Source organism: Neorhizobium sp. T25_27 (assembly GCF_002968565.1).
GTDB classification, from domain to species: domain Bacteria; phylum Pseudomonadota; class Alphaproteobacteria; order Rhizobiales; family Rhizobiaceae; genus Neorhizobium; species Neorhizobium tomejilense.
The window spans coordinates 26,597-50,587 of sequence record NZ_PVBJ01000008.1; the positions used below are offsets into that span (position 1 = coordinate 26,597).

General features: G+C 62.6%; 19 protein-coding genes. 16 read left to right on the plus strand and 3 right to left on the minus strand.

Features of this window, described 5'->3' with window-relative positions; translation table 11 throughout:
* Positions 1 to 88 precede the first annotated feature (88 nt).
* The 4 genes from C5J24_RS20940 (at position 89) to C5J24_RS20955 (ending at position 4,305) form a co-directional block, all read left to right on the plus strand.
* Positions 89 to 805, plus strand: a complete 717-nt coding sequence (locus C5J24_RS20940; RefSeq protein ID WP_105420644.1) for a GntR family transcriptional regulator — start codon at positions 89 to 91, stop codon at positions 803 to 805.
* A 36-nt stretch (positions 806 to 841) separates the two neighbouring features.
* A complete protein-coding gene (locus tag C5J24_RS20945) occupies positions 842 to 2,092 on the plus strand; it encodes an FAD-binding oxidoreductase (RefSeq protein WP_105420646.1) in 1,251 nt (416 codons plus the stop codon).
* A 103-nt stretch (positions 2,093 to 2,195) separates the two neighbouring features.
* A complete protein-coding gene (locus C5J24_RS20950) occupies positions 2,196 to 3,338 on the plus strand; it encodes a Xaa-Pro peptidase family protein (RefSeq protein ID WP_105420648.1) in 1,143 nt (380 codons plus the stop codon).
* 55 nt (positions 3,339 to 3,393) lie between these two features.
* On the plus strand, positions 3,394 to 4,305 hold the full coding sequence (locus C5J24_RS20955; protein ID WP_105420650.1) for a dihydrodipicolinate synthase family protein: 912 nt from the start codon (positions 3,394 to 3,396) through the stop codon (positions 4,303 to 4,305).
* Positions 4,306 to 4,377: 72 nt separating this feature from the next.
* On the opposite strand, the gene C5J24_RS20960 is transcribed toward C5J24_RS20955, so the two are convergent.
* Positions 4,378 to 5,736, minus strand: coding sequence for an MFS transporter (locus C5J24_RS20960; protein WP_046666046.1), 1,359 nt, complete (start codon positions 5,734 to 5,736; stop codon positions 4,378 to 4,380).
* A gap of 330 nt (positions 5,737 to 6,066) precedes the next feature.
* Between C5J24_RS20960 and cyoA the strand changes: the two genes are divergently transcribed.
* The 6 genes from cyoA (at position 6,067) to C5J24_RS20990 (ending at position 11,734) form a co-directional block, all read left to right on the plus strand.
* Positions 6,067 to 7,296: a ubiquinol oxidase subunit II gene (cyoA, locus tag C5J24_RS20965; RefSeq protein ID WP_105420652.1), complete on the plus strand. Its 1,230-nt coding sequence runs from the start codon at positions 6,067 to 6,069 to the stop codon at positions 7,294 to 7,296.
* 20 nt (positions 7,297 to 7,316) lie between these two features.
* Positions 7,317 to 9,320: a cytochrome o ubiquinol oxidase subunit I gene (gene cyoB, locus C5J24_RS20970; protein ID WP_105420653.1), complete on the plus strand. Its 2,004-nt coding sequence runs from the start codon at positions 7,317 to 7,319 to the stop codon at positions 9,318 to 9,320.
* Between the two features lie 4 nt (positions 9,321 to 9,324).
* Positions 9,325 to 9,957 carry a cytochrome o ubiquinol oxidase subunit III gene (cyoC, locus tag C5J24_RS20975; protein WP_105420655.1) on the plus strand — a complete coding sequence of 211 codons (633 nt, stop codon included), beginning with the start codon at positions 9,325 to 9,327 and terminating at the stop codon, positions 9,955 to 9,957.
* Entirely contained in the window at positions 9,954 to 10,370 is a 417-nt protein-coding gene (gene cyoD / locus C5J24_RS20980) for a cytochrome o ubiquinol oxidase subunit IV (RefSeq protein ID WP_105420657.1), read from the plus strand. The genes cyoC and cyoD overlap by 4 nt, the downstream gene beginning before the upstream one ends.
* Positions 10,371 to 10,403: 33 nt before the next feature.
* Positions 10,404 to 11,153 carry an SURF1 family protein gene (locus tag C5J24_RS20985; protein ID WP_105404009.1) on the plus strand — a complete coding sequence of 250 codons (750 nt, stop codon included), beginning with the start codon at positions 10,404 to 10,406 and terminating at the stop codon, positions 11,151 to 11,153.
* A 125-nt stretch (positions 11,154 to 11,278) separates the two neighbouring features.
* Positions 11,279 to 11,734, plus strand: a complete 456-nt coding sequence (locus tag C5J24_RS20990; RefSeq protein ID WP_105420659.1) for a hypothetical protein — start codon at positions 11,279 to 11,281, stop codon at positions 11,732 to 11,734.
* A 65-nt stretch (positions 11,735 to 11,799) separates the two neighbouring features.
* Here the strand turns inward: C5J24_RS20990 and katG are convergent, their stop codons facing one another.
* The gene (gene katG, locus C5J24_RS20995; RefSeq protein ID WP_172724083.1) at positions 11,800 to 13,983 is read right to left on the minus strand and encodes a catalase/peroxidase HPI; all 2,184 of its coding nucleotides are present in this window, start codon (positions 13,981 to 13,983) and stop codon (positions 11,800 to 11,802) included.
* 209 nt (positions 13,984 to 14,192) lie between these two features.
* Here katG and C5J24_RS21000 point away from each other — a divergent pair, with 209 nt between their 5' ends.
* Positions 14,193 to 15,110 (plus strand): hydrogen peroxide-inducible genes activator, encoded by a 918-nt coding sequence (locus C5J24_RS21000; RefSeq protein ID WP_105420661.1) that lies wholly within the window; start codon positions 14,193 to 14,195, stop codon positions 15,108 to 15,110.
* Positions 15,111 to 15,602: 492 nt separating this feature from the next.
* On the opposite strand, the gene C5J24_RS21005 is transcribed toward C5J24_RS21000, so the two are convergent.
* Positions 15,603 to 16,511 (minus strand): LysR family transcriptional regulator, encoded by a 909-nt coding sequence (locus C5J24_RS21005; protein WP_105420663.1) that lies wholly within the window; start codon positions 16,509 to 16,511, stop codon positions 15,603 to 15,605.
* 234 nt (positions 16,512 to 16,745) lie between these two features.
* Between C5J24_RS21005 and C5J24_RS21010 the strand changes: the two genes are divergently transcribed.
* From C5J24_RS21010 to C5J24_RS21030, 5 genes are read left to right on the plus strand one after another with little or no spacing between them, the layout of a single operon-like run.
* The gene (locus tag C5J24_RS21010) at positions 16,746 to 18,809 is read left to right on the plus strand and encodes a hydantoinase/oxoprolinase family protein (RefSeq protein WP_172724084.1); all 2,064 of its coding nucleotides are present in this window, start codon (positions 16,746 to 16,748) and stop codon (positions 18,807 to 18,809) included.
* Between the two features lie 4 nt (positions 18,810 to 18,813).
* Positions 18,814 to 20,523 carry a hydantoinase B/oxoprolinase family protein gene (locus C5J24_RS21015; protein ID WP_105420668.1) on the plus strand — a complete coding sequence of 570 codons (1,710 nt, stop codon included), beginning with the start codon at positions 18,814 to 18,816 and terminating at the stop codon, positions 20,521 to 20,523.
* 10 nt (positions 20,524 to 20,533) lie between these two features.
* Entirely contained in the window at positions 20,534 to 21,646 is a 1,113-nt protein-coding gene (locus tag C5J24_RS21020; RefSeq protein ID WP_172724085.1) for a Xaa-Pro peptidase family protein, read from the plus strand.
* Positions 21,643 to 22,698 (plus strand): aminopeptidase P family N-terminal domain-containing protein, encoded by a 1,056-nt coding sequence (locus tag C5J24_RS21025; RefSeq protein WP_105420672.1) that lies wholly within the window; start codon positions 21,643 to 21,645, stop codon positions 22,696 to 22,698. Before C5J24_RS21020 ends, C5J24_RS21025 begins: the two co-directional genes overlap by 4 nt.
* Positions 22,698 to 23,984 (plus strand): MmgE/PrpD family protein, encoded by a 1,287-nt coding sequence (locus C5J24_RS21030; protein WP_105420674.1) that lies wholly within the window; start codon positions 22,698 to 22,700, stop codon positions 23,982 to 23,984. Before C5J24_RS21025 ends, C5J24_RS21030 begins: the two co-directional genes overlap by 1 nt.
* Positions 23,985 to 23,991 lie beyond the last annotated feature (7 nt).

The window sequence follows — 23,991 nt, forward strand, 5'->3', positions numbered from 1 at the left end:
CCCGGCCGAATGTCGCGCGGGCTGTTTCCTGTCGACAATATGTGCAATTGTTCTGCGGCATTGGCTTGCAAGGCAGATACGGGGAACGATGGCGAAGAACGAACCTGCAGAAACCGATATCCCCCGCACCCGTGGCTCCGGGACTCAGAGCGTCTATACGATCCTGCGCCGGGAAATCCTCGCCATGACCTTGGCCCCGGGCAGCCCGCTCGACGAAGTCCGGCTGTCCGAGCGTTTCGGCATGTCGCGCACGCCGATCCGCGAAGCGCTGCTGCGGCTTTCCGCCGATGGCCTCGTCACGACCCTGCCGAACCGCAATACGATCGTCGCGACGATCGATTTCGCCTCGCTGCCTCCCTATTTCGATGCGCTGACGCTGATGTACCGCGTCACCACCCGCGGTGCCGCCATGCGCGCGACGCCGCAGGCGATGGGCGAGATCCGCAAGCGGCAGGCGGAGTTCGCTGCAGCGGTTGCAGCCCACGACGCCTTCGCGATGATCGAGGCGAACCGGGAATTCCACGTGGCGATCGCCGAACTCGCCGGCAATGCCTATTACACCACCTTCTTCGCCCGGCTGCTCGACGAGGGGCGCCGCATCCTGCGCCTTTATTATCGTACCTTCGATGATCGGCTGCCGCGCCAGTATGTCGACGAACACGAGGAGATGATCGCCGCAATCGAAGCGCGCGACGTCGAGCGTTCCGACAGGCTCGCCATCAAGCATGCGGAACAGATCGTCCGGCAGATCCAGGATTATATCGCCCGCGATCTCGGCCAACCGATCGATCTTGCCGCATCCTGACCCCACCTTCCGCATTCGCTTCACAGGACAGAAATCATGAATTCCTCTTCGGTCGACGCCGTCGTCATCGGCTCGGGCATTATCGGCACGATGTCGGCGCAGTACCTGCTGGACGACGGACGTTCGGTGCTGATCATCGAGCGCGGCGAGGTTGCCCGGGGTGCAAGCAGCGGCAATGCCGGCATTCTCGCCTTTCCGGAAATCATCCCGATCGCCGCACCCGGCATGATGTGGAAAGCGCCGAAATGGCTGCTCGATCCGCTCGGCCGTCTCAGCCTGCCGCCGTCCTATGCGCTCAACATGGTGCCGTGGCTGTGGCGACTCTGGCGGGCCAGCGCCCGCCCGGCCTATGAGCGGACCGTCGGCGTCCATGCCAGGATGATGCCGATGGCGCGCAGCGAAATGCTGCAAACCGTCGAACGCGCCGGCCTGCGGGCGATGATCAGGCAGACCGGCACGCTCGACCTCTACGACAGCGAGGCAAGCCTCAATGCCGCATCTGCCGACTGGCAGGCGAAACGCGACGCGGGTTTCGAATTCCAGAGGGTAGGCCGCGGCGAGATCGACTCCCTGCAGCCGGGCCTTGCGCCGCAGTTCCGGCACGGCATCTTCACGCCCTCCGGCCTCCAGGTTTCCGACCCGCTGGAATTTACCCAGGCCCTCTTCAGCAACGCCATGTCCCGGGGCGCGTCGCTCAGGATCGGTGAGGCCGTCCGCATCGAGCCGATAAACGATGGCGCCAGGGTCGTTCTGGCGGATGGCGCCGTCTTCGACGCGAAGACCGTCGTACTGGCCGGCGGCGCCTGGTCGAAGAAGATCGTGACCGGCCTCGGCGACCATGCCCCGCTCGAAACCGAGCGGGGCTACAACACGACACTGCCGCAGAGCGCCTTCCCGCTGCATCGCCAGCTTTATTTCAACGACCATGGCTTCGTGGTGACGCCGCTTTCCTCCGGCATCCGCGTCGGCGGCGCTGTCGAGCTCGGCGGGCTGAAGCTGGCACCGAACTATAAACGCTCGGAGGCGATGCTGAAAAAGGCAAAAAGCTTCCTGCCTGAGCTGAGGACCGAGGGCGGCCGCCAGTGGATGGGTTTTCGTCCCTCCATGCCGGACTGCCTGCCGGTGATCAGTGCTTCGACCGCGACGCCGGCGATTATCTACGCCTTCGGCCACGGGCATCTCGGGCTCACGCAGTCAGCTGCGACCGGCCGGCTGGTCGCAGATATCGCCGCACGCCGAAAGCCTGCCCTCGATATCGAACCCTACAGCATCAGCCGATTTCGCTGACTTCGGCGACGCGGAACGCCGGTCGGCTACACGTGCCGAATATCTCTGTCGACAAACTGACTACAGCAGGATATAACGTCAGCGAAATCGAAAGGAACCGGACATGGCCTGGTCGCATCCCGTCCCGAAGATCACCGACGACGAGCGGCGGCAGCGCCTTGTCCGGCTCCAGGCGTCGCTGGACGAAAAGGGGCTGGGCGGCATCCTGCTCGGCGCCAGCGAAAGCCTGCGTTATTTCACCGGCCTCGTCTGGCACCAGAGCGAACGCCTGCTCGGCGCGCTGGTGACACCCAAGTCGATCACCTACATCGTGCCGGGCTTCGAACAGAGCCGCGTTGAAAGCCTGCCCCATCTGGCGGGCGACATCGTCGTCTGGCAGGAGGATGAGGCGAGCGCCGCACTGGTCGCCTCGCTTCTGCCTGCCAATGTGAAGCTTGCGCTCGACGACGCGCTGCCGCTGTTCGTCTACCACCAGCTCGCCACCGTTTTTGGCACCGAGCGACTTGTCGATGGCGGCCGCCTGATCCGCGATCTCAGGCTCCGGAAGTCGATGGCCGAGATCGACCTTATCCAGCATGCGATGAACCTGACGCTGGAAGTGCATCGCCGCGCGCATGCCTTCATAAACCCAGGCGTGCTTGCTTCGGACGTGGTGCGCCATATCGACGAACAGCATCGCGCGCTCGGGGCAACAGGTGGTTCGAGCTTCTGCATCGTCTCCTTCGGGGTCGCGACCTCGCTTCCCCACGGCGCAGACGGCGACCAGTTCTATGCGCCCGGCGACGTGGTCCTGGTCGATACCGGCTGCCGGCTCGACGGTTATCATTCGGATCTCACCCGCACTTATGTGATGGAAGAGCCGACTCCCGAATTCGCCAAGGCCTGGTCGATCGAGCGCGAAGCGGAACAGGCCGTTTTCGAAGCCGCCCGCCTCGGCGCCACCTGCGGCAGCCTCGACGATGCGGCCCGCGGGGTTCTCGCGAAGCACGGCCTCGGCCCCGACTATATTCTTCCAGGCCTGCCGCATCGCGCCGGCCACGGGCTTGGGCTCGAAATCCACGAAGAACCCTATATCGTGCGCGGCAATGCGACCGTGCTCGAACCGGGCATGTGTTTCTCGAACGAACCGATGATCGTTTTCCCGGACCGTTTCGGGATCCGCCTCGAAGACCATATCCACATGACCGAAACCGGGCCGCAATGGTTTACGGAGCCGAGCAAAGGCCCGACTGAGCCCTTCGCGTGACAGATATCGGCGCAATCGCGCATAATATGACCCATCAACCAGAGGAGTGCATTTCATGACCACAGGCTGGAGCGGCGTTTTCCCCGCAGTAACGACACAATTCAACGAAGACTTCTCGATCGACCTCAAGGCCACCCAGGGCGTGCAGGACGCGCTCGTCAACGACGGCGTCAACGGCCTCATCGTCATGGGCACCTGCGGCGAGAACAACTCGCTCGACCCGGAAGAAAAGCGCACCATTCTCAAGGCCGCCGTCGAAGTGGTGAACGGCCGCGTGCCGGTCGTGACCGGCGTGTCCGAGTTCGATACCCGCCGCGCCGTCGCCTATGCCCGCGATGCCGAAAGGCTCGGCGCCGACGGCCTGATGCTGCTGCCGGCGATGGTCTATGTGCCGAAGCCGGAAGAGCTGGTCGCCCATTTCAAGACGGTCGCAGCAGCCACCTCGCTGCCGATCATGCTCTACAACAACCCCCCGGCCTATCGCGTCAACATCGGCGCCGACGTGCTGCGTCAGCTCGAAGACGTGCCGAACATCAAGGCCGTCAAGGAAAGCGCGCCGGATCCGCGCCGCTTCACCGACCTGATCAATGCCTTCGGTGACCGCTTCGACATCTTCGCCGGCCTCGACGACGTAGCGCTCGAAGGCCTGATGCTCGGCGCCAAGGGCTGGGTCTCCGGCCTCACCAGCGCCTTCCCGCAGGAATCCGTCGCCCTGGTGGCCGCAGCCAATCGCGGCGACTGGGTTGAAGCCCGCGCCATCTATCGCTGGTTCATGCCTTTGCTGCACCTCGATGCCGAGCACGACCTCGTCCAGTCGATCAAGCTCGCCGAGCAGATCATGGGCCGCGGCTCCGAGCGCGTCCGCATGCCGCGCATGCCGCTGACAGGTGCGCGCCGTGCTGAAGTGACGGCGATGGTGGAAAAGGCCGCCGCGACGCGACCGACGCTTGCCAAGAAGGCCGCTTGAGTAGGAGCCCCCTCATCCGATGCTTCGGATCACCTTCTCCCCGCTGGGGGAGAAGGAAACTAGCGGGAGCCGTTACCGCTGCCCGCCAGGCTCTCCGCTCTGGTCCAGAACCCGGCTGAGGCTGAGCGCCGCGATCGTGCAGATCGCGCCGGAGATCAGATATCCGCCGATGAAGATGATGCCGAAACTGCTGGCAAGGCCGAGCGCCACCAGCGGCGCGAAGCCGGCGCCGACCAGCCAGGCGAGGTCGGAGGTGAGCGCCGCGCCTGTATAGCGGTAATATTGTCCGAAGCGCGAGGACACGGCACCGGAGGCCTGGCCGAACGAGAGGCCGAGGATGCCGAAACCGATGATGATGAAGGCATCCTGCCCCTTGCCGCCGGCATCGAGCAGGAACGGCGCCGAGAACGAGAAGATCGCGATGATCACCGCGCCGATCATCAGCTGGTTGCGGCGGCCGATACGGTCGGCGATCAGGCCCGAGAGAATGATGCCGACGATGCCGACGGCGGCGCCGAGCACCTGCACGAACAGGAATTCCGCTGCCGACTGCCCGCCATAGAGCGTTACCCAGCTCAACGGGAAGATCGTCACCAGATGGAACATGGCGAAACTGGCAAGCGGCACGAACGCGCCGAGCACGACGTCATGGGCGTGCTTGCTCAGCATTTCGAAGATCGGCCTGGCCTGCAGCTCGTTGGCTTCGAGCGCCGAGCCGAATTCCTTGCTGGCGACGATGCGCAGGCGGGCGAACAGTGCCACGACATTGATCGCAAACGCCACGAAGAACGGATAACGCCACCCCCAGGCAATGAAATCCGCTTCCGAGAGGTTGGCGACGAAATAACCGAACAGGATGCTCGCCAGCGCAAAACCGATCGGTGCGCCGAGCTGCGGGATCATCGCATACCAGCCGCGCCGGTTGGGCGGCGCATTGAGGTTCAGGAGCGAGGCAAGCCCGTCCCAGGCGCCGCCGAGCGCAAACCCCTGCCCCATGCGGAACAGCGCCAGCAATGCCACCGCCCAATAACCGATCGTATCGTAACCCGGCAGGAAGGCGATCGAGGCCGTCGATCCGCCGAGCAGGAACAGCGCGATCGTCAGCTTGGTGCCGCGTCCATAATTGCGGTCGATCCACATGAAGACGAACGACCCGACGGGTCGCGCCATGAAGGCGAGCGGGAAGATCGCGAACGACATCAGGGTTGCGGCGACCGGGGTCGGCGCAAAGGGGAAGATCAGCTTCGGGAAAACGAGGACGGAGCCGAGCCCATAAACGAAGAAGTCGAAGAATTCCGACATGCGGCCGATGATCACACCAAGCGCGATGCTGCCCGGCGAGATCGGCCCGTCGTCATGAATGCGGCGGGCGTCCCTTTCGAGACCGGACGATGTCGGGCCTGTTGACGCGGGATTGACGACCGTGGTCATGAATTCCTCCTGGCGATAGTTCGCCTCGCCCCCGAAATGTTGATCAACATGCTGCCGAGATCAAGGAACAAGGCTAAAAAAACCTGACAATTGCGGCGAGCCGCACCGTCTTCTCATCACACCCTCTGGTCAGCCCGGTAGGTTGTCCTAGATTTCCGGTTGGCGGAGGCAAATGCCGAGTGTGCCGGTGGTGCCGCAAAACGGTGCCAAAGGCCATGCGGTCTTTTGCTGCACTGCGACAGATTGCTGCACTGCGACGAACCACCTCATTTCAGCCTGTACCGGAACAAGCCTATTCCGAACTAGACAAAACGCAAATTTGAGCCCGAGATGACCCCTCAGTTGAAAATCGTAGCACGGTTGTTCGCTCTTTTGGTCCTTGTAGGCCTTTCCGGATGCAATCTGGTCGTCATGTCGCCTTCCGGCGATATCGCCAAGCAGCAGGCCAACCTGATCATCGTCGCCACGGTACTGATGCTGATCATCATCGTGCCGGTGATCTTCCTCACTCTGTTTTTCGCCTGGCGCTATCGCGGCTCCAACACCAGTGCGCCCTACGATCCCGAATGGCACCATTCGACGGGGCTCGAAGTCATCATCTGGTCCGCACCGCTCGCCATCATCATCGCGCTCGGTGCCGTCACCTGGATCAGCACCCATAAGCTCGACCCTTACCGGCCGCTCGACCGGCTGGACGCCCAGCGTGCCGTCCCGGCGGAGACGAAGCCGATCACGGTCGAGGTCGTGGCGCTCGACTGGAAATGGCTGTTTTTCTATCCGGACTACGGCATCGCCACCGTCAACGAGATGGCGGCCCCGGTGGACGTGCCGATCAACTTCAGGATCACCGCCTCGTCGGTGATGAATTCCTTCTATGTGCCGGCGCTGGCCGGAATGATCTATGCCATGCCTGGCATGGAGACCAAGCTGCATGCCGTCATCAACAAGCCCGGCGAATACGAAGGCCTCTCCTCGAACTACAGCGGCGACGGTTTTTCTCACATGCGCTTCAAGTTCCACGGCGTCGACCAGGCAGGCTTCGACCAGTGGGTGGCCCGCGTGAAGCAGAACGGCACGGCGCTCAACCGCGACGCCTATCTGAAGCTCGAGAAGCCGAGCGCCAGGGAGCCGGTGCGTTATTACGCATCCGTCGAGGACGGGCTCTATCGCGCCGTGCTCAATATGTGCGCGACGCCCGGCAAAATGTGCATGGACGAGATGATGCATATCGACATGGCCGGCGGCGGCGGAATCGAGAGCCACGAAAACCGTGCCAGACTGGAGCATGACAACCGCCATGCGGGCGAAGCGGCGCACGGCACGGCGGCCCCTGCCGCCACTTTCCCCGCCACCGGCAATCCGGCCCGCAGCCCGGAACCGGCGGAAGGCGTCAACAGCCAGCAGCCCCAGGGACAATCCGGAGGGCCGTCGATGCACCAAGGCACCCACGCACCAGGCATGCACGACATGCAGGGCGGCGCTTCCGGAAGCACCACCGAAACTCCGCAGGGCGGCGCGGCACCGGCGCAGCTCAACAACGACGCCCCGGCAAAGCCCTGAACGAGATCCGGTAGAAACCCATGTTCGGCAACACCACGCTTACCCAATTCCTCTTCGGACGGCTTTCCCTGGAAGCCATTCCCTATCACGAACCGATCCTGATCGTGACCTTCATAGCGGTCGCAATCGGCGGCATCGCCATGCTGGCGCTGATCACCAAATACAAGCTCTGGGGCTATCTCTGGACCGAGTGGTTCACGAGCGTCGATCACAAGAAGATCGGCATCATGTATATCGTGCTCGCCATCATCATGCTGCTGCGCGGTTTTGCCGATGCGATCATGATGCGCATCCAGCAGGCGATCGCCTTCAACGGAAGCGAGGGCTACCTCAACCCGCATCACTACGACCAGATCTTCACTGCCCATGGCGTGATCATGATCTTCTTCGTGGCAATGCCTTTCGTGACCGGTTTCATGAACTACGTGGTGCCGCTGCAGATCGGCGCGCGCGACGTCTCCTTTCCCTTCCTCAACAACTTCTCCTTCTGGATGACCACGGCCGGCGCCGTGATCATCATGATGTCGCTCTTCGTCGGCGAATTCGCCCGCACCGGCTGGCTCGCCTATCCGCCGCTCTCGGGTGCCGACTACAGTCCGGGCGTCGGTGTCGATTATTACATCTGGGGTCTGCAGGTGGCCGGCATCGGCACGACGCTATCCGGCATCAACCTGATCGCTACGATCGTGAAGATGCGCGCGCCGGGCATGACCTTCATGAAGATGCCGATCTTCACCTGGACATCGCTCTGCACCAACGTGCTGATCGTTGCAACTTTCCCAATCCTGACCGCCACGCTCGCGCTGCTGTCGCTCGACCGCTATGTCGGAACGAACTTCTTCACCAACGACCTCGGCGGCAATCCGATGATGTACATCAACCTCATCTGGATCTGGGGCCATCCGGAAGTCTACATCCTCGTGCTGCCGGCCTTCGGCATCTTTTCCGAAGTCGTCGCCACCTTCAGCGGCAAGCGGCTGTTCGGTTATGCTTCGATGGTCTATGCCACTTGCGTGATCATGATCCTCTCCTACATCGTGTGGCTCCACCACTTCTTCACGATGGGCGCGGGCGCGAGCGTGAACGCCTTCTTCGGCATCACGACGATGATCATCTCGATCCCCACCGGCGCGAAGATGTTCAACTGGCTCTTCACCATGTATCGCGGCCGCATCCGCTACGAGCTGCCGATGTACTGGACGATCGGCTTCATGGTGACCTTCGTCATCGGCGGCATGACCGGCGTCATGCTGGCCATCCCGCCGGCCGACTTCGTGCTGCACAACTCGCTCTTCCTGATCGCCCACTTCCACAACGTCATCATCGGCGGCGTGCTGTTCGGACTCATGGCGGGCGTCGTCTACTGGTGGCCGAAGGCCTTCGGCTACAAGCTCGACAAGTTCTGGGGCCTCATCAGCTTCTGGTGCTGGCAGATCGGCTTCTTCGTCGCCTTCATGCCGCTCTACGTGCTCGGCCTGATGGGCGTCACCCGCCGCGTCAATCAGTTCGAGGATCCTTCCCTGCAGATATGGTTCGTCATCGCCGCCATCGGTGCCGGGATCATTGCCTGCGGCATCGGAGCCTTCATCATCCAGCTCGTCGTCTCATTCATGCGCCGCGACCAGCTGCGCGAGACCTCTGGCGATCCGTGGGACGGGCGCACGCTGGAATGGTCGACTTCCTCGCCGCCGCCGGACTACAACTTCGCCTTCACGCCCGTCGTGCATGATCATGACAGCTGGTACGACATGAAACTTCGCGGCTACGAACGCCCGCTCGGCGGTTTCAAGCCGATCCACATGCCGAAGAACACCGGCACCGGGATTATCCTGGCTGGCATCAGCATCGTCTTTGCCTTCGCGATGATCTGGTACATCTGGTGGCTGGCGGCCATCTCCTTCATCGCGATGGTCGCCACGGCGATCGGCCATACCTTCAACTATAACCGGGATTTCCACATTCCCGCCGAAACCGTGACCGCAACAGAGGACGCGCGCTCGAAGCTGCTCGCGGAACGGACCTGAGATCATGAGCCAGACGCAAGCGCAAACCCACGGCACGGACAACGGTAAGCCGCAATTCTACCTCACGGAAGATCACCATCCGGAAGGCAGCACGATGCTGGGCTTCTGGCTCTACCTGATGAGCGACTGCCTGATCTTCGCGGTGCTTTTCGCCACCCATGGCGTACTCGGCCGCAATTATGCGGCCGGCCCCTCGCCCGCCGACCTGTTCGACCTGCCGATCGTGGCGCTCAACACCGCTATGCTGCTGTTCTCGTCGATCACCTATGGGTTTGCGATGCTGCAGATGGAACGCGGCGCAAAGATCGAGACCCTGTTCTGGCTCGGGGTGACCGGCGTGTTCGGCGCTGCCTTCCTCAGCCTCGAGCTTTACGAGTTCAACCACCTGATCCACGAGGGCGCAGGCCCCACCCGTTCGGCCTTCCTTTCCTCCTTCTTCACGCTGGTCGGCACCCACGGCCTGCATGTCACCTTCGGCATCATCTGGCTGATCACGCTGATGGTGCAGGTTGGCAGACACGGACTGATCGAGGCAAACAAGCGCCGCCTGATGTGCCTTTCGATGTTCTGGCACTTCCTCGACGTCGTCTGGATCGGCGTCTTCTCCTTCGTTTATCTCATGGGAGTCCTCGGATGAGTTCGCACGGCCAAACCCCGCACGCTCCGGCTCACGAAAGTGCTTCCCAGGCCCATCATGGCCATAGCAACGGCCACCAGGCCGGCCACGGCACGCTGAGAAGCTACCTGATCGGCTTTAGCCTGTCGGTGATCCTGACGGCCATTCCGTTCTGGCTGGTGATGAGCGGTGCCATCGACAGCAAGCTGTTCACCGCCTTCCTCGTCATGGGGCTGGGTGTGATCCAGATCGTCGTGCACATGGTCTATTTCCTGCACATGAACCCGCGATCGGAAGGCGGATGGACGATGATGGCGCTGCTGTTTACCCTGGTTCTGGTCGGCATCACGCTTGCCGGGTCGCTCTGGGTCATGCACCATCTCAACGCCAACATGATGCCGATGTCGCCGGAGATGATGAAGAACATGCCGTGACCCTTCGGGGGCAAGCTGGGAAGGGATAGACGCATGGCTCTCGATCATCCTTTGACCGGAGAAACGGCGGATGCGGAACCGGCACGCTCCCGGCTCGTCTTCGCAGGCGCAATGTTCTTCCTGACGCTGATTTTGATCGGGCTCGGCACCTGGCAAGTGCAGCGGCTCTTCTGGAAACTCGATCTGATCGCTCGCGTCGACGCCCGGGTCACGGCAACCCCGGCGCCTGCCCCCTCATCGCCAGCCTGGCCTGCGATCAACGCGGAAAACGACGAATATCGGCGCGTCACGGCGACAGGCATTTTCCGCCATGACGCGGAAACGCTGGTCCAGGCGGTCACCGACCTCGGTCCCGGATACTGGATTCTGACACCCCTGGAACAGAAGGACGGGACCATCGTCCTCATCAATCGCGGCTTCGTGCCCGCCAACCGCCGCGATCCAGGTTCGCGGCCGGATGGGCAGCTCGCGGGCCCGGTGAAGATCACCGGCCTCATCCGCATCAGCGAGCCGGAGGGCGCCTTCCTGCGCTCCAACGATCCCGCCGGCGGCCGCTGGTACTCGCGCGACGTGGCCGCGATCGCGGCAACAAAAGGCCTCGAAAAGGTGGCGCCCTATTTCATCGATGCCGACGCGACGCCGATCCCGGGCGGCCTTCCCGTCGGAGGACTGACGGTGATCCGCTTCCGCAACAGCCACCTCGTCTATGCTGTGACCTGGTATCTTCTGGCAGTGATGAGCGCCGGCGGCGCCTACGCCATCCAGCGAAAACGGCCGGCCTGAACTCGGGCGTGGATTTCCACTGAATAGCAGGGGCGGCAACCTGTTCATCGCGCGCCGAATTTCCCATAGTCCGAGAAACGGCATTTGCCAGCGCCGCAGGCGGCCAGTTTAGAGCGGATCATATTATGCGCCAGTTCTTCGACTCGAAATACAAGATCATCCTGGCGGCAGCGCTGTTCATCCTGACGTCGATCTTCATGTCGATTTCCGCGACCGGGCATGTCAGCGGCAATTACATCGCCATCGTCCTGGTCGCGTTCCTGTTCACGATCCTGTCGCTCTATTCGACAGCCCGATCGCCACATGCCGAATACCTGATCATCGGCAGCCTGCTTCTGTCCCTCTCGACATTGGTGGGGATCACAGAGGTGCTGACCAAGAAGATCTCCAACATGGAGTATGGAATTTATTTCTTCGCCTTCCTCGGCTGCGTCGGCCTGCTTTCGCTGGGCCTGATCGCACGATATCTCACCAGCGAGGGATGGGGCGTCAGCTCCGAAAAGACCCGCGAAGCGCTGTCGGTCTGCGCCACGATCCTCGGATTCGTGCTGGCGATCGCCTCGGCCTTCGTGCCGACCTGAAAAGCCCGGCGTTTAAAAAAAGTGCCCGGACGTAGCTGAGCCACGTCCGGGCGAGCGTTCATCGATCAGACGAGATCGAAGCGGTCGGCGTTCATGACCTTGGTCCAGGCCGCCACGAAGTCCTTGACGAATTTCGCCTTGGCGTCGGACTGGGCATAGACTTCCGCGATCGCACGAAGCTGCGAATGCGAGCCGAAGATCAGGTCGACGCGGGTGCCGGTCCACTTGGGCGCCTTGGTCTTGCGGTCGTGACCTTCGTAAACGCCATCCTTGCCGGCAACGGGCGACCATTCGGTGCCCATGTCGAGCAGGTTGACGAAGAAATCGTTCGTCAACGTTTCCGGTTGGGACGTGAAGACGCCGTATTCAGGCTGGCCGGCCTTCAGCACGCGCAGGCCGCCGAGAAGAACGGTCATTTCCGGTGCCGTCAACGTCAGAAGCTGGGCGCGGTCCAGCAAGGCCTCTTCAGCCTTCATGAACTGCGTCTTGCCGCTGTTGACATAGTTGCGGAAGGCATCGGCACGGGGTTCCAGCGCGGCAAAGGAAGCAGCGTCAGTCTGTGCCTCGGAGGCATCCATGCGGCCCGGCGTGAAGGGCACGGTGATGTCCTGGCCACCGGCCTTGGCAGCCTTTTCGACGCCGGCGGCGCCGGCAAGCACGATCAGGTCGGCGAGCGAGATTTTCTTAGCCCCTGCCTGGGCAGCGTTGAAGTCCTTCTGGATGCCTTCGAGAACGCCCAAGACCTTGGCGAGCTGCGCCGGCTGGTTGGCTTCCCAATGCTTCTGCGGAGCAAGCCGGATCCGCGCGCCGTTGGCACCGCCGCGCTTGTCGGAACCGCGGAAGGTCGAGGCGGAAGCCCAGGCGGTGGAAACCAGTTCCTGCACCGAGAGGCCGGTCGCCAGAACCTTCGCCTTCAGCTCGGCGACGTCCTTGTCGTCGACGAGCGGGTGGTCGACGGCCGGGATCACGTCCTGCCAGATCAGGTCTTCGGCCGGAACTTCCGGACCGAGATAACGGACCTTCGGCCCCATGTCGCGATGGGTCAGCTTGAACCAGGCGCGAGCGAAGGCATCGGCGAATTCGGCTGGGTTTTCCAGGAACCGGCGCGAGATCTTCTCGTAGATCGGGTCGAAGCGCAGTGCCAGGTCGCTGGTCAGCATCGTCGGCAGCTGCTTCTTCGATGGATCGAAGGCGTCCGGAATGGAAGCATCAGCGTTCTTCGCCACCCACTGCTTGGCGCCGGCCGGGCTGGTGGTCAGTTCCCATTCGAAGCCGAACAGGTTTTCGAAAAAGTAGTTGCTCCACTGGGTCGGAGTCTGGGTCCAGGTCACTTCCAGGCCGCTGCCGATGGCATCGCGACCGACACCGGTGTTGAACTTGCTCGACCAGCCGAGGCCCTGAGCTTCGAGTTCGCCGCCCTCCGGGTCAATACCGACAAACGACGGATCGCCAGCACCATGGGTCTTGCCGAACGTGTGGCCGCCGGCGATCAGTGCCACGGTCTCTTCGTCGTTCATCGCCATGCGGGCGAAGGTTTCACGGATGTCGCGGGCGGATGCCAGCGGATCCGGGGTACCGTTCGGGCCTTCCGGGTTGACGTAGATCAGACCCATCTGCACGGCGCCAAGCGGTTCTGCGAGCTGGCGTTCGCCGCTGTAGCGCTCATCCCCGAGCCAGGTTCCTTCCGGACCCCAGTAGAGCTCTTCCGGCTCCCAGACGTCGGCGCGGCCGCCGGCGAAACCGAAGGTCTTGAAGCCCATCGATTCGAGCGCGACGTTGCCGGTGAGGATCATCAGATCCGCCCAGGAGATCTTGTTGCCGTATTTCTGCTTGATCGGCCAGAGCAGGCGGCGGGCCTTGTCGAGGTTGACGTTGTCCGGCCAGCTGTTGAGCGGCGCGAAACGCTGCTGCCCCTGGCCTGCACCGCCGCGGCCGTCGGTGATGCGGTAGGTGCCGGCGCTGTGCCAGGCCATGCGGATGAACAGGCCGCCGTAGTGACCGAAGTCGGCCGGCCACCACTCCTGGCTATCGGTCATCAAGGCATGAAGGTCTTTCTTCAGGCCCTCGAGATCGAGCGTCTTGAACTCTTCGGCATAATTGAACGCCTCGCCCATAGGGTCGGAGCGCACTGAGTGCCCATGAAGGATCTGGACGTTCAGCTGGTTTGGCCACCATTCGCGGTTCGATCTGCCGCGAGGCGTATGGGCGACCGGACATTTGCCGGCGTTTTCGCTAGATTTCGCATCCATGACTATCTCCTTGATTACTCTAATTATCTGCCGTGCAAAAGAGGGCAATTTTTCCCGAACCGCCTGGGTCCGGCCGCGCTATTTCCGACTGTCGTTCCGCCTGTTTAACCGGAGCAAGCCAAGCGCGCGCCCTCCCTCGTCTCCCTTCTTACCGGAAGCCTCTCATAAATTTAAGTTGGATTTACTGATCGCGGCGATAAGCTAGGGTTATGAAAAACCTTACTCTCAAACAACTCCGCTATTTCGAGGCCCTGGCACGGGATGGCCGCTTCCGCCGCGCGGCTGATGCCTGCGCCATTTCCCAGCCGGCCTTGTCGATGCAGATCAAGGAACTCGAACAGGAAGTGGGCGGCGATCTCTTCGAGCGGAACGCGCGCGAGGTGAAACTGACCGCCTTCGGCCAGACCTTCGCGCTGCGGGTTCGCGGCATCCTGCGGGCGGTGGATGAACTGGCGGAGCTCGCCCGTGCGTCACGCGATCCGTTCCTGGCGCGCTTACGCATCGGTATCATCCCGACGATCGCGCCCTATCTCCTGCCGGCGATCATCAACGACCTGAACAGGACTTTCGACGGCATTGAAATACAGGTGCGCGAGACGCAGACGGCAAAGCTGGTCCAGGAGCTGGCACAGGGCGAACTGGATCTGGCAATCGTCGCCCTGCCCGTATCGGAGCCGTTCCTGACCGAGCTCAAATTGTTCGACGAGGAGTTCGTCCTGGTCCGGCGACCGGAAGACGAGGGCAAGCCGGTGCCCGAACGCGAGGCGTTACGCGAAATGCGCCTACTTCTGCTGGAGGAAGGCCACTGTTTTCGCGATCAGGCCCTGTCGTTCTGCAAAATAGGCACGACGCGCCTGCGGGAGGTCATGGAGGGCAGCTCCTTGTCTACGCTCGTGCAGATGGTCAGCGCCGGTATCGGCATCACGCTGATCCCTGAAATGGCTGTGCCGGTGGAAACGCGCTCCGCGCAGGTTTCGATCTCCCGCTTCCAGACACCGCGGCCGTCGCGCACCATCGGAATGATCTGGCGCAATTCGACGCCCCTGGTCACCCAGCTCCTGCAGATTTCCGAGGTGGTGCGCGGTTCGGCCGACACCATGCGCAGACAGCATGCCATGCGGCCTTGAGGTCCCAGCGAAACGGCTCGCGGAGGGAGCCGGCGGGCCGCGCGCATTTGTGTGGAAAGGCGTTAAGTATTTGATCTTGGTAGGTTCAAACCGGAATGGTGCCCAGAGGAGGTGACTGGAGAGTGGGCTTTCTCAATAGTTTATCGATCTGTGGGACAAATTTTCCTTCCCTGAAATCGCTATGCTTTTTGCGGTAACTGTCCCAATCCGCCTGCCGCCTCAGTCTTCGCCCTGAGAAGCATGGCCTCCTCCAAGAACGGCACAACAGGGCTATACTAGAATTGTGAAACCGATATAGCGCCACTGTCGCGCGATCTTTTGCAAGCGGCAGCCGCACCAACTTCTTGAACGACATGAACGCCCTGCGGGATCGCCGTTCCATGGAAGGCGAGCAAGCTTATGTATCCGCCCTCCGCGAGGCGGAATCTCGGAGCAAATGCGTCAAGGCGATGTCAATCTGGCAATCCGGCAGATCTCACAAAACCTGTCCGGTTAACCTGAGATCTGGTGCCTGGAGCGGAGAAAATCCATCAAGTCGCTGGCAGGCTTGGACAAAGGGCGGCGAATTGAGGCTATCTGCCGTACATCGAAACCCAATTCATCTCCGGCGAAATCGATCTTGACCAGCTCGCCGCGCTGGAGATCAGCCGCCACGCTTCGTTCCAGCGAACAGGCAATGCCCACACCAGCAGCAACGAACTCGCGCAGGAACTGGTACTCGGTCGCCTGTGCCGCGACCTTTACGTGGTTGATACCGGCATTCGCCAGAAGCTTCGAGACACCCCGTCCAAACAGCGAAGAGGGCGGCGGACCAACGAAGTCATAACGTGCCACGTCCTGCGGCTTGATGCTCTTGCGGTGGGCCAGGGGGTGGTTCGGCGAGGCAATGAGAACCAGCTTCTCCCGGCCGATCGTTTCAGCCCGCACACCTCGAAGGTCTTCATTGCCCAGAAAGCAGCCGACATCGGCCACGCCATCGCGAACCTCGGAAAAAACATCCTCCTGTTTGCCGATCCTCAGGACGAGTTGGATATCCGGCCGCGCTATCGCAAAGTCCGTCAGATCTTTTCGCAGTACAAAATTGGCGAGGCTTCGCTGGCAAGATAGAACCACCTGCTGACCGGTCTCACCTCGGATTTTCACGACATCTGCGCGCATGTCGTCGGCCTCGGCCAGGAACTCGCGCGCATGTTGCAGCACGCTTTGACCGATCTCGGTGAGCAGCGGCTTGCGACCCCGGCGCCGCACGAAAATCTGACCGCCGATTTCCTTCTCGATCGCCATGATATGGGCGCTGACCGATGGCTGGGCGATGCCGAAACGGTCGGCGGCGGCGGCGAAGCTTCCCTCCTCGACCACTGCAACCAGGACTTCCATGCGCCGGAGCGTGATATTGAACATGGTGATAACCTATAGCCTATAGGCTATCAAACCTAAAGCCCCCAAACCCGTTGCTAGTTAGTGTTCGAATGGATCAAATGCTGTTCGAGGATGAGGAATGACATGAACAATCTCATTGGGAGCCTGACCCTTTAAGCGTCAGCCGGAGTGTTCCTGCCACCGCTGGCCGAGGTCTCGGCCCAATCCGCAAAGATTAAAGCATTCCGCATGGGTTCCATGCGGACAGGAGGACGCATGAATATTGTCGGAATTGATATTGGCGGCACGTTTACCGATCTCGTCGGTTATGTCGACGGCAAGATCGTGACGTCGAAGACGTCGACCGTGCCGGCCGATCCGACCCAGGGCATCGCCCGCAGCCTCGAGCTTGCGAACTGCGACCCCAACGAACTGAACGAGATTCTTCACGGCTCGACGATCGCCATCAACACAGTGCTGGAGCGCAAGGGCGCCCGCACCGCGCTGATCACCACGAGCGGTTTCCGCGACGTCTACGCGATCGGTCGTTCGAACCGCATCCAGGCCTTCAACCTGTTCTTCAAGCGTCCGCAGCCGCTGGTGCCGCGCAGTCTGACCTTCGAAATTCCGGAACGCATCCTTGCTTCCGGCGAAGTGCTGGAAGCGCTCGACGAAAAGACCGTCGCCGCGGTCATCGCCGAGATCGAAGCCGCGAGCGTCGAATCCGTTGCCATCTGCCTGCTGCATTCCTGGGCCAATCCGGCTCATGAGCGCCGCGTCGGTGAGATGCTGCGCAAGACGCTGCCGAATATCTTCGTGACGCTGTCGCACGAGATTCTGCGGGAATATCGCGAATACGAGCGTTCCTCGACGACTGCGCTCAACGCCTTTGTCGGTCCCCGCGTCGAAGGTTACCTGAAGCGCCTCGAAACTTATCTCCGTTCCGGCGCCTTCGGCGGCAAGATCCATATCATGCGATCGAACGGCGGCGTCATGTCGATCGGCCAGGCACAGGAACAGCCGGTCTCGATGATGGAGTCCGGCCCGGTAGCCGGCATGATCGGCGCAGGTCGTCTCGCCAAGCTGCTCGGCCTCAAGCGTTGCATCGGTTTCGACATGGGCGGCACGACCGCCAAGTCGAGCCTGATCACCGATGGAGCGCCGGCTATCGAAACCGGTTACGTGATCGGCGAAGAGGCCGATGGCCAGCCGATGCAGCTGCCGGTCGTCAACATCGTCGAAGTCGGTGCCGGCGGCGGTTCGATCGCCTGGGTCGACAATGCGGGTGGTCTGCATGTGGGACCCCAGAGCGTCGGCGCCGATCCGGGCCCTGCCTGCTATGGCAAGGGAGCGGACTTGCCCGTCGTCACCGACGCCGACCTGATCCTTGGCCGCATCAATCCGCAACGGTTCCTCAACGGCGGCATGCCGCTCGACAAGGCGGCCTCCGAACAGGCGATGCTGAGCAAGGTCGGCAAAACACTGAAGCTCAATCCGGTCGAGGCAGCGCTCGGCGTGGCGAAGATCGCCGATAGCTCGATGTCGCTGTCGGTGCGTGCCGTCTCGATCAACAAGGGTATCGACCCGCGCGACACGGCAATGATCGCCTTCGGCGGCGCCGGTCCTCTGCATGCGATCGCCATTGCCCGCGAAATCTACATTCCGCTGGTGATCATCCCGAAACTTCCCGGCACCTTCTCCGCGCTCGGCATGCTGATGGCCTCCTGGCGGCAGGATTTCGTGCAGACCTTCATCGGCCGCGTCGGCGAACTTTCGGAAGCAGGCGTCGAGAAGGTCTATGCGGAGCTCGTTGCCAGCGGCCGCGAGCAGATGAAGCGTGACGGCATCGCCGAAAACGAGGCGGATCACCGCTTCTTCGCCGATCTGCGTTATGTCGGCCAGGAACACGCCATCTCGATCCCGATCGAGAATACCGGCATGCTCTCCGGCGACACCAGCGAGGTCCGCCGCCGCTTCGATGCCGAGCACGACCGCCGCTACAGCCAGTCGGCGCCGACCGAGGCGCTGGAAATCGTCAGCCTGCGCCTGGTCCTGACCGCCGCCCGCACCGACAATGTCGCCGAGGAATGGCTGTCCCGCCCGTGGGAGCCGGAAGCGGAATCCGAGGTCGGCAGCCGTGATGTGGTGTTCGACGATCCGGCAAGGCCGCTGAAGACGGCGATCTACTGGCGACCGGCGCTACCGGCCGGCTTCAAGCTCACCGGCCCTGCCGTCATCGAAGAACCGAATTCAACCATCCTGGTCCATCCAGGCGACGAAGTCGTCGTCCATGAGGCAGGCCATCTGCTGGTGACGCTCGCCAAGCAGAGCGAGGAATAAGAACATGACTCCGATCAAGAACGATCCGATCACCGTTGAAGTCGTCCGCAATGCCATCGTCGCCTATGCCGACGAGATGGCCGAGGCGCTCTGCAAATCCGCCTACAACATGATGATCTACGAAGTCCGCGACTATTGCTGCGGCCTGATCGACACGACCGGCCGGATGATCTCGCAAAACCGCGGCGGCCTGCCGATCTTCCTCGCCGACCTCGGCATCGCCGTCGAGGACGGCATCAAGAAATACGGGCTGAAGGGTTTCGAAGAGGGCGACGTCCTCGTCATGAACCACGGTCATATTTGCGGCCAGCATCTGAACAACGTCGTCGTCTACGCGCCCTGCTTCCATGACGGCGAGCTGATCGGCTTTGCGGCCAATCGTGCTCACTGGGTGGATATCGGCGGCAGCCGCCAGGGTTTCGGCTCCAACGCGACGACCGACATCTACTCCGAAGGCCTGCAGATGCGGTCCCTGAAGATCTACAAGGCGGGTGAGCTCAACGACACGCTCTACCAGATCATCCAGGACAATATCCGTTATCCGGATGCCAGCCTCGGCGATCTGCGTGCCCAGGTCGCGTCCTGCCAGATCGGCGCCAAGCGTTATGCCGAACTGGTCGCCCGTTATGGCCGCGGTGTGGTGGAAAGTTGTGTCGAGACCATCTGGGACCAGACCGACAAGGCGGCCCGCCAGGTGATCGAACGTATTCCGGACGGCACCTATTCGGCCGAAAGCTTCCTCGACAATGATGGCCGCGATCTCGCGACGCCGCTCAGGATCGCCGTCAAGGTGATCGTGTCGGGCTCGACCATCACCGTCGACTTCCATGGCATGCACCCTCAGGTGAACGGCCCCTTGAATTCCGGCCGTTCGGGCGGCATCGCAGCGGCCCGCGTCGCCTTCAAGGCGCTCACCTCGCCGGAACTCGACGTCAACGAAGGCTGCTTCCGCGCTCTCAACGTCGACCTGCCGGACGGCACGATCCTCTCGGCCCGTCCGCCGGCCGCGCTCGGCCAGTGGAGCATCGCGCTGCCGACCGTCATCGACACGATCCTCAAGGCGCTGGCGCCGGCGGTGCCGGAACTGATCCCAGCCGCCCACAAGGGCGACATGGGTGGTTGTTCCTTCTTCGGATTCTACGACGACGGCTCGCGCTTCCTGCTGATGAACATCTTTGGTGGCGGCTGGGGTGGTCGTCCGCATGAGGACGGCGAATCCGCTGCCGTCTCGGTCTGCCAGGGCGACGTGCGCAATACGCCGGTCGAGCTGCAGGAGATCAAGTATCCATTCATCGTTGAACGGCATGCGCTACGTCCGGACTCCGGTGGCGCCGGCGAACATCGTGGCGGCCTTGGCATCGAGCTCACCTATCGCTGCCTGCGCGCCTGCCGCGGCAATATCAATTTCGACCGCACCGTCACCCCACCCTGGGGCCTGCATGGCGGCCATACCGGCGAAGTCAGCGTGGCGATCGTCGATCGCGCCGACGGCACGCAGCTGCGGGTCAACAAGGCGACCGACGTGCACTTCACACCGGGCGACCGGATTACTTTCCTCACCGCTGGCGGCGGCGGTTACGGCGACCCCAGAAAGCGCTCACGCACCGATCTGGACGAGGATATCGCCAACGGTCTGGTCTCCAGAGAAGCGGCGGTCCGCGACTACGGCTATGCCGAACCGCAGATGCCGCGGCGCCTCGCAGTGAACGGTTGAGGACATGGCGATGATCGGCGAAATCCGCAAGAAACGGTTGATCGAGGCGATGCTGGAAGCGGGGCTCGACGGCCTCGTGCTTTACGGCAATGCCTGGCAGAACGACTACCTGCGTTATGCCGCCGATTTCGGCATTCTCGAAGGCGAGGGCCTGGCGGTCGTCACCCGCGATGGCAATGTGACCCTCTATCTCGATGACGAGTTGGAGGGCGAACGCGCTGCGGTCGAATGCCCCGAGGTGAAGACCGTTGTTGCGGAAGACCTGATCGGCACGGTGTCCGGCGTCATCGCCCGCCTCGGCAACAGCCGCATCGCGGCCGGCCCAAAGCGTCACTTGCCCTATGGACTTGCTGCCCAGCGCGGCGACCTGCGCTTCGAAGACGCGACGGCTCTGGTCGATCGCCTGCTGATGGTGAAATCTGCTGATGAGCTGAATGCCGTGCGCAGCGCTGCACGGCTGGCGGATGAAGGCTACGCCGTGTTCCGCAATGCCGCCGCCGTCGGCAAGAAGGACTATGAGCTGATTGCCGAGATCGAGTCCTTCTTTCGCAACGAAGGCGTCGACGACAATTTCATGATCATCGGCGTCGGCGGCCCGGAAGTGCGCGGCATGGCGCCGCCGATCGGCAAGATCCTGAAGCCCGGCGATCTGGTGACGACCGAGCTCACCCCTTGCGTCAACGGCTATTACGTCCAGATCTGCCGCACACTCGTCATCGGCGAGCCGAATGAAGCTCAGCGCAAGGTTTTCGGCATCTATAACGACGCCTTGGAAGCCGGCCTCGCAGTCGTGAAGCCCGGCGTCACGGCAGCCGATATCGCCCGTGCCGAGAACGACATTTTTCGTGCGCACGGCCTCGGTGAGTATGTGACCAGCGAATATACCCGCGTGCGCGGCCATGGCCTTGGCCTCTTCCCCGATACCAAGCCGCATATTCTCGAAGATGTGAACACGGTGATCGAAGAAGGCATGTCGCTGATCGTGCATCCGAACACCTATAATCCCGAGATCGGTTACTTCGTGCACGGCGACTCGCTGATCGTCCGCGCCGATGGGCCGGAAATCCTGACGAAGATGCCGCGCGAGCTCTTCTCGGTTGGCGCCCGGAGGGTAGCGGCATGAGACATGGCCTGATCCAGTGGCGCGAGGACGAACTCTCCCGCGCGGACGTAAAGGCCCGGCAGGTGCGCCTGCAGCAGGCGATCGCCGCTGCCGGTCTCGACGGTGTGCTGATCTATACCAACCATGTGCGCTCGGCCGGCGTCACCTGGGTTTCCGGCTTCACGCCCTACTGGTCGGATGGCCTTGTGCTGGTCCTGCGCGACGGCCTTCCGATCTTCCTGACGGCGCTGTCGAAGCGCGTCGGCGAGTGGGTCAAATCCGTGGCCCCGACTTTCGAAGTCGCCCATTCGCCGTTCCCGGGCAAGCTCGCCGGCGAGCGGCTCGCCAAGGTCGGCGCCAGGCGTCTCGGCGTGGTCGAACTCGACCGCATGCCGGGCGGCGTGGTGGACGAAATTCTGTCCGTTCTGCCGGTCGAACTCTCCGATGCGACGGAGCTTTTCACCACGGTTCGCGGCCAGGCGGATCGCGCCGAGCTCGATCTCGTGCGCCACACCGACAAGATTGCCCGCGAGGCGTTCAAGGCGGGCGATATCAACGGCAAATATGTGGGCGATTTCACTGGTCCCGTCGAGCGGGCGGTCCGGCTTGCGAGCGCCGAGGAATGCTACGTCGCGGTGGCGCCGGATCTTTCCAAGGATCGCCGTTTCATCCGCACCGGCAAGCAAGAGCTTGGCCGCACCTTCGCGGTGCGCCTGTCGATCGCCTATAACGGCGTCTGGGTTCGCCGGATCGAAACCTTCTCAGCCGTTTCCGAAATCGCCGCGCGCCTCTCCTCCGTGAGCGCGGACCTGGACAGGGCTTCTCCCGCCCTTGCCGCCGACGGCTCGATTTCGGCTTTCTATCTGCCGGATGGCGCCAAGCTGATCGGTTGGCATCTCGAAGCGCCCCACGGCACCCGGCCGCTGAAGGTCGTGGCCGATGCGCAAACGCTGCTTGCCGCGCCGGTCCCCTACGGCATCCTGACGACGGCCTTCACCCTCGATGGCGAGACGATCGTCGCGTCGCGTCCGGTGGGGCTTGGTGGCGGTTCAATGCGGGAGGCGGCTGAGTAATGAACGCACGCGATCTCGTTTCCATTCTCAAGATGATCGATGACGGAGAACGGAAACTCCGCGATCTCGTCAACCTCCATACCGTCGACGCGCTGGCATGTCTGGCGGCCGGTGCCGGTGCGACCGAAGGTTCTTCACTCCTCGCCTTCTATCGCGAGACCGGCGCGGGCAACGCTATTTCCTCTGCTGCCGGCGCGTCGGCGGTTATTCGTTTTACCGAATGGGACGCGATCCACGTGCCTTCCTGCGCGACGCCCGGTGCGATGGCCGTGCCGGCGGCACTGATTTTTGCGCAGGACTATCAGGCCTATGTCAGGGCGGTCGCCGCTGGTCATGCCATCGGTTTGGCGCTGTCGGAAGCTGTCGGCGGCGTTTCGGCCTTGCCGGAAACCTGGCCGGGTCTGTTTGCGGCGCCTGCCGTGGCGGCGGTCAGCGCGGCGATCGCGCTTGGCCTTTCCGATGAGCAGATTGCCCAGGCGCTGGTGCTGTCCATGGCCGGCAGTTCGGGACGCAACGGTCGCCCTTCCGGCATGCCGTCGGCCCGCTGGCTGGTGATCGGCGAAGCCACACTGAAGGGCATTCGTGCAGCGCTTGCCGCGAAGGCCGGCATCAAGGGCGATCTCGAACTGTTGTCTCCAAGCTGGATGAAAGGACAAGCGGCGGCGGCGGTTGCCCTGGAGCCTAGCCATGTCGATCCGCTGGCGATCACAGGGCTCGGGATGAAGCCCTTCGTCTCCGCCCGCCAGGGCATCAATGCGATCCAGGCTTTCCGTCATCTGCTGGAGAAGGGTATCGATCCCAATGCCATCGACAGCATCGAAGTTTTTCTGCCACCGGTCGCGGCCCCCGTCGTCAGCCGGCCGCTTGTTGCCGAAGAACGTTTATCGACCATCGCCCATCTCGGCCTTCAGCTCGGCATCGCCGCCTTCGAACCGGCGCGGCTGATGGATGCCGACCGCACCCGTCCCTTCAGCGCGGATGTCATGGCCTTTGCCAAGAGAGTAACGATCACGGCCGATGACACGCTCGCCGGCGAAGGTTGGCCAGCGCGGGTTGTCGTATCGGCAAAGGGACAGACACGCGAGGCCGTTTGGCCGCAGACTTCCGGTGAGGACGCGCAGGTAATGCTCGACCGCAAGATCGGAAGCCTTCCCGCTACGGCAGCGCAGCGATTGCAGCGGCTGCAAGCCGCGCTTGCCGATGCCGGCACGGCTTCGGTTCAGGAGGCCAGCAGCCTCCTGCTGACGTTTACGGATGCCTCTTTCGGGAGGAGCGAGGCGGCCTGAAGGGACA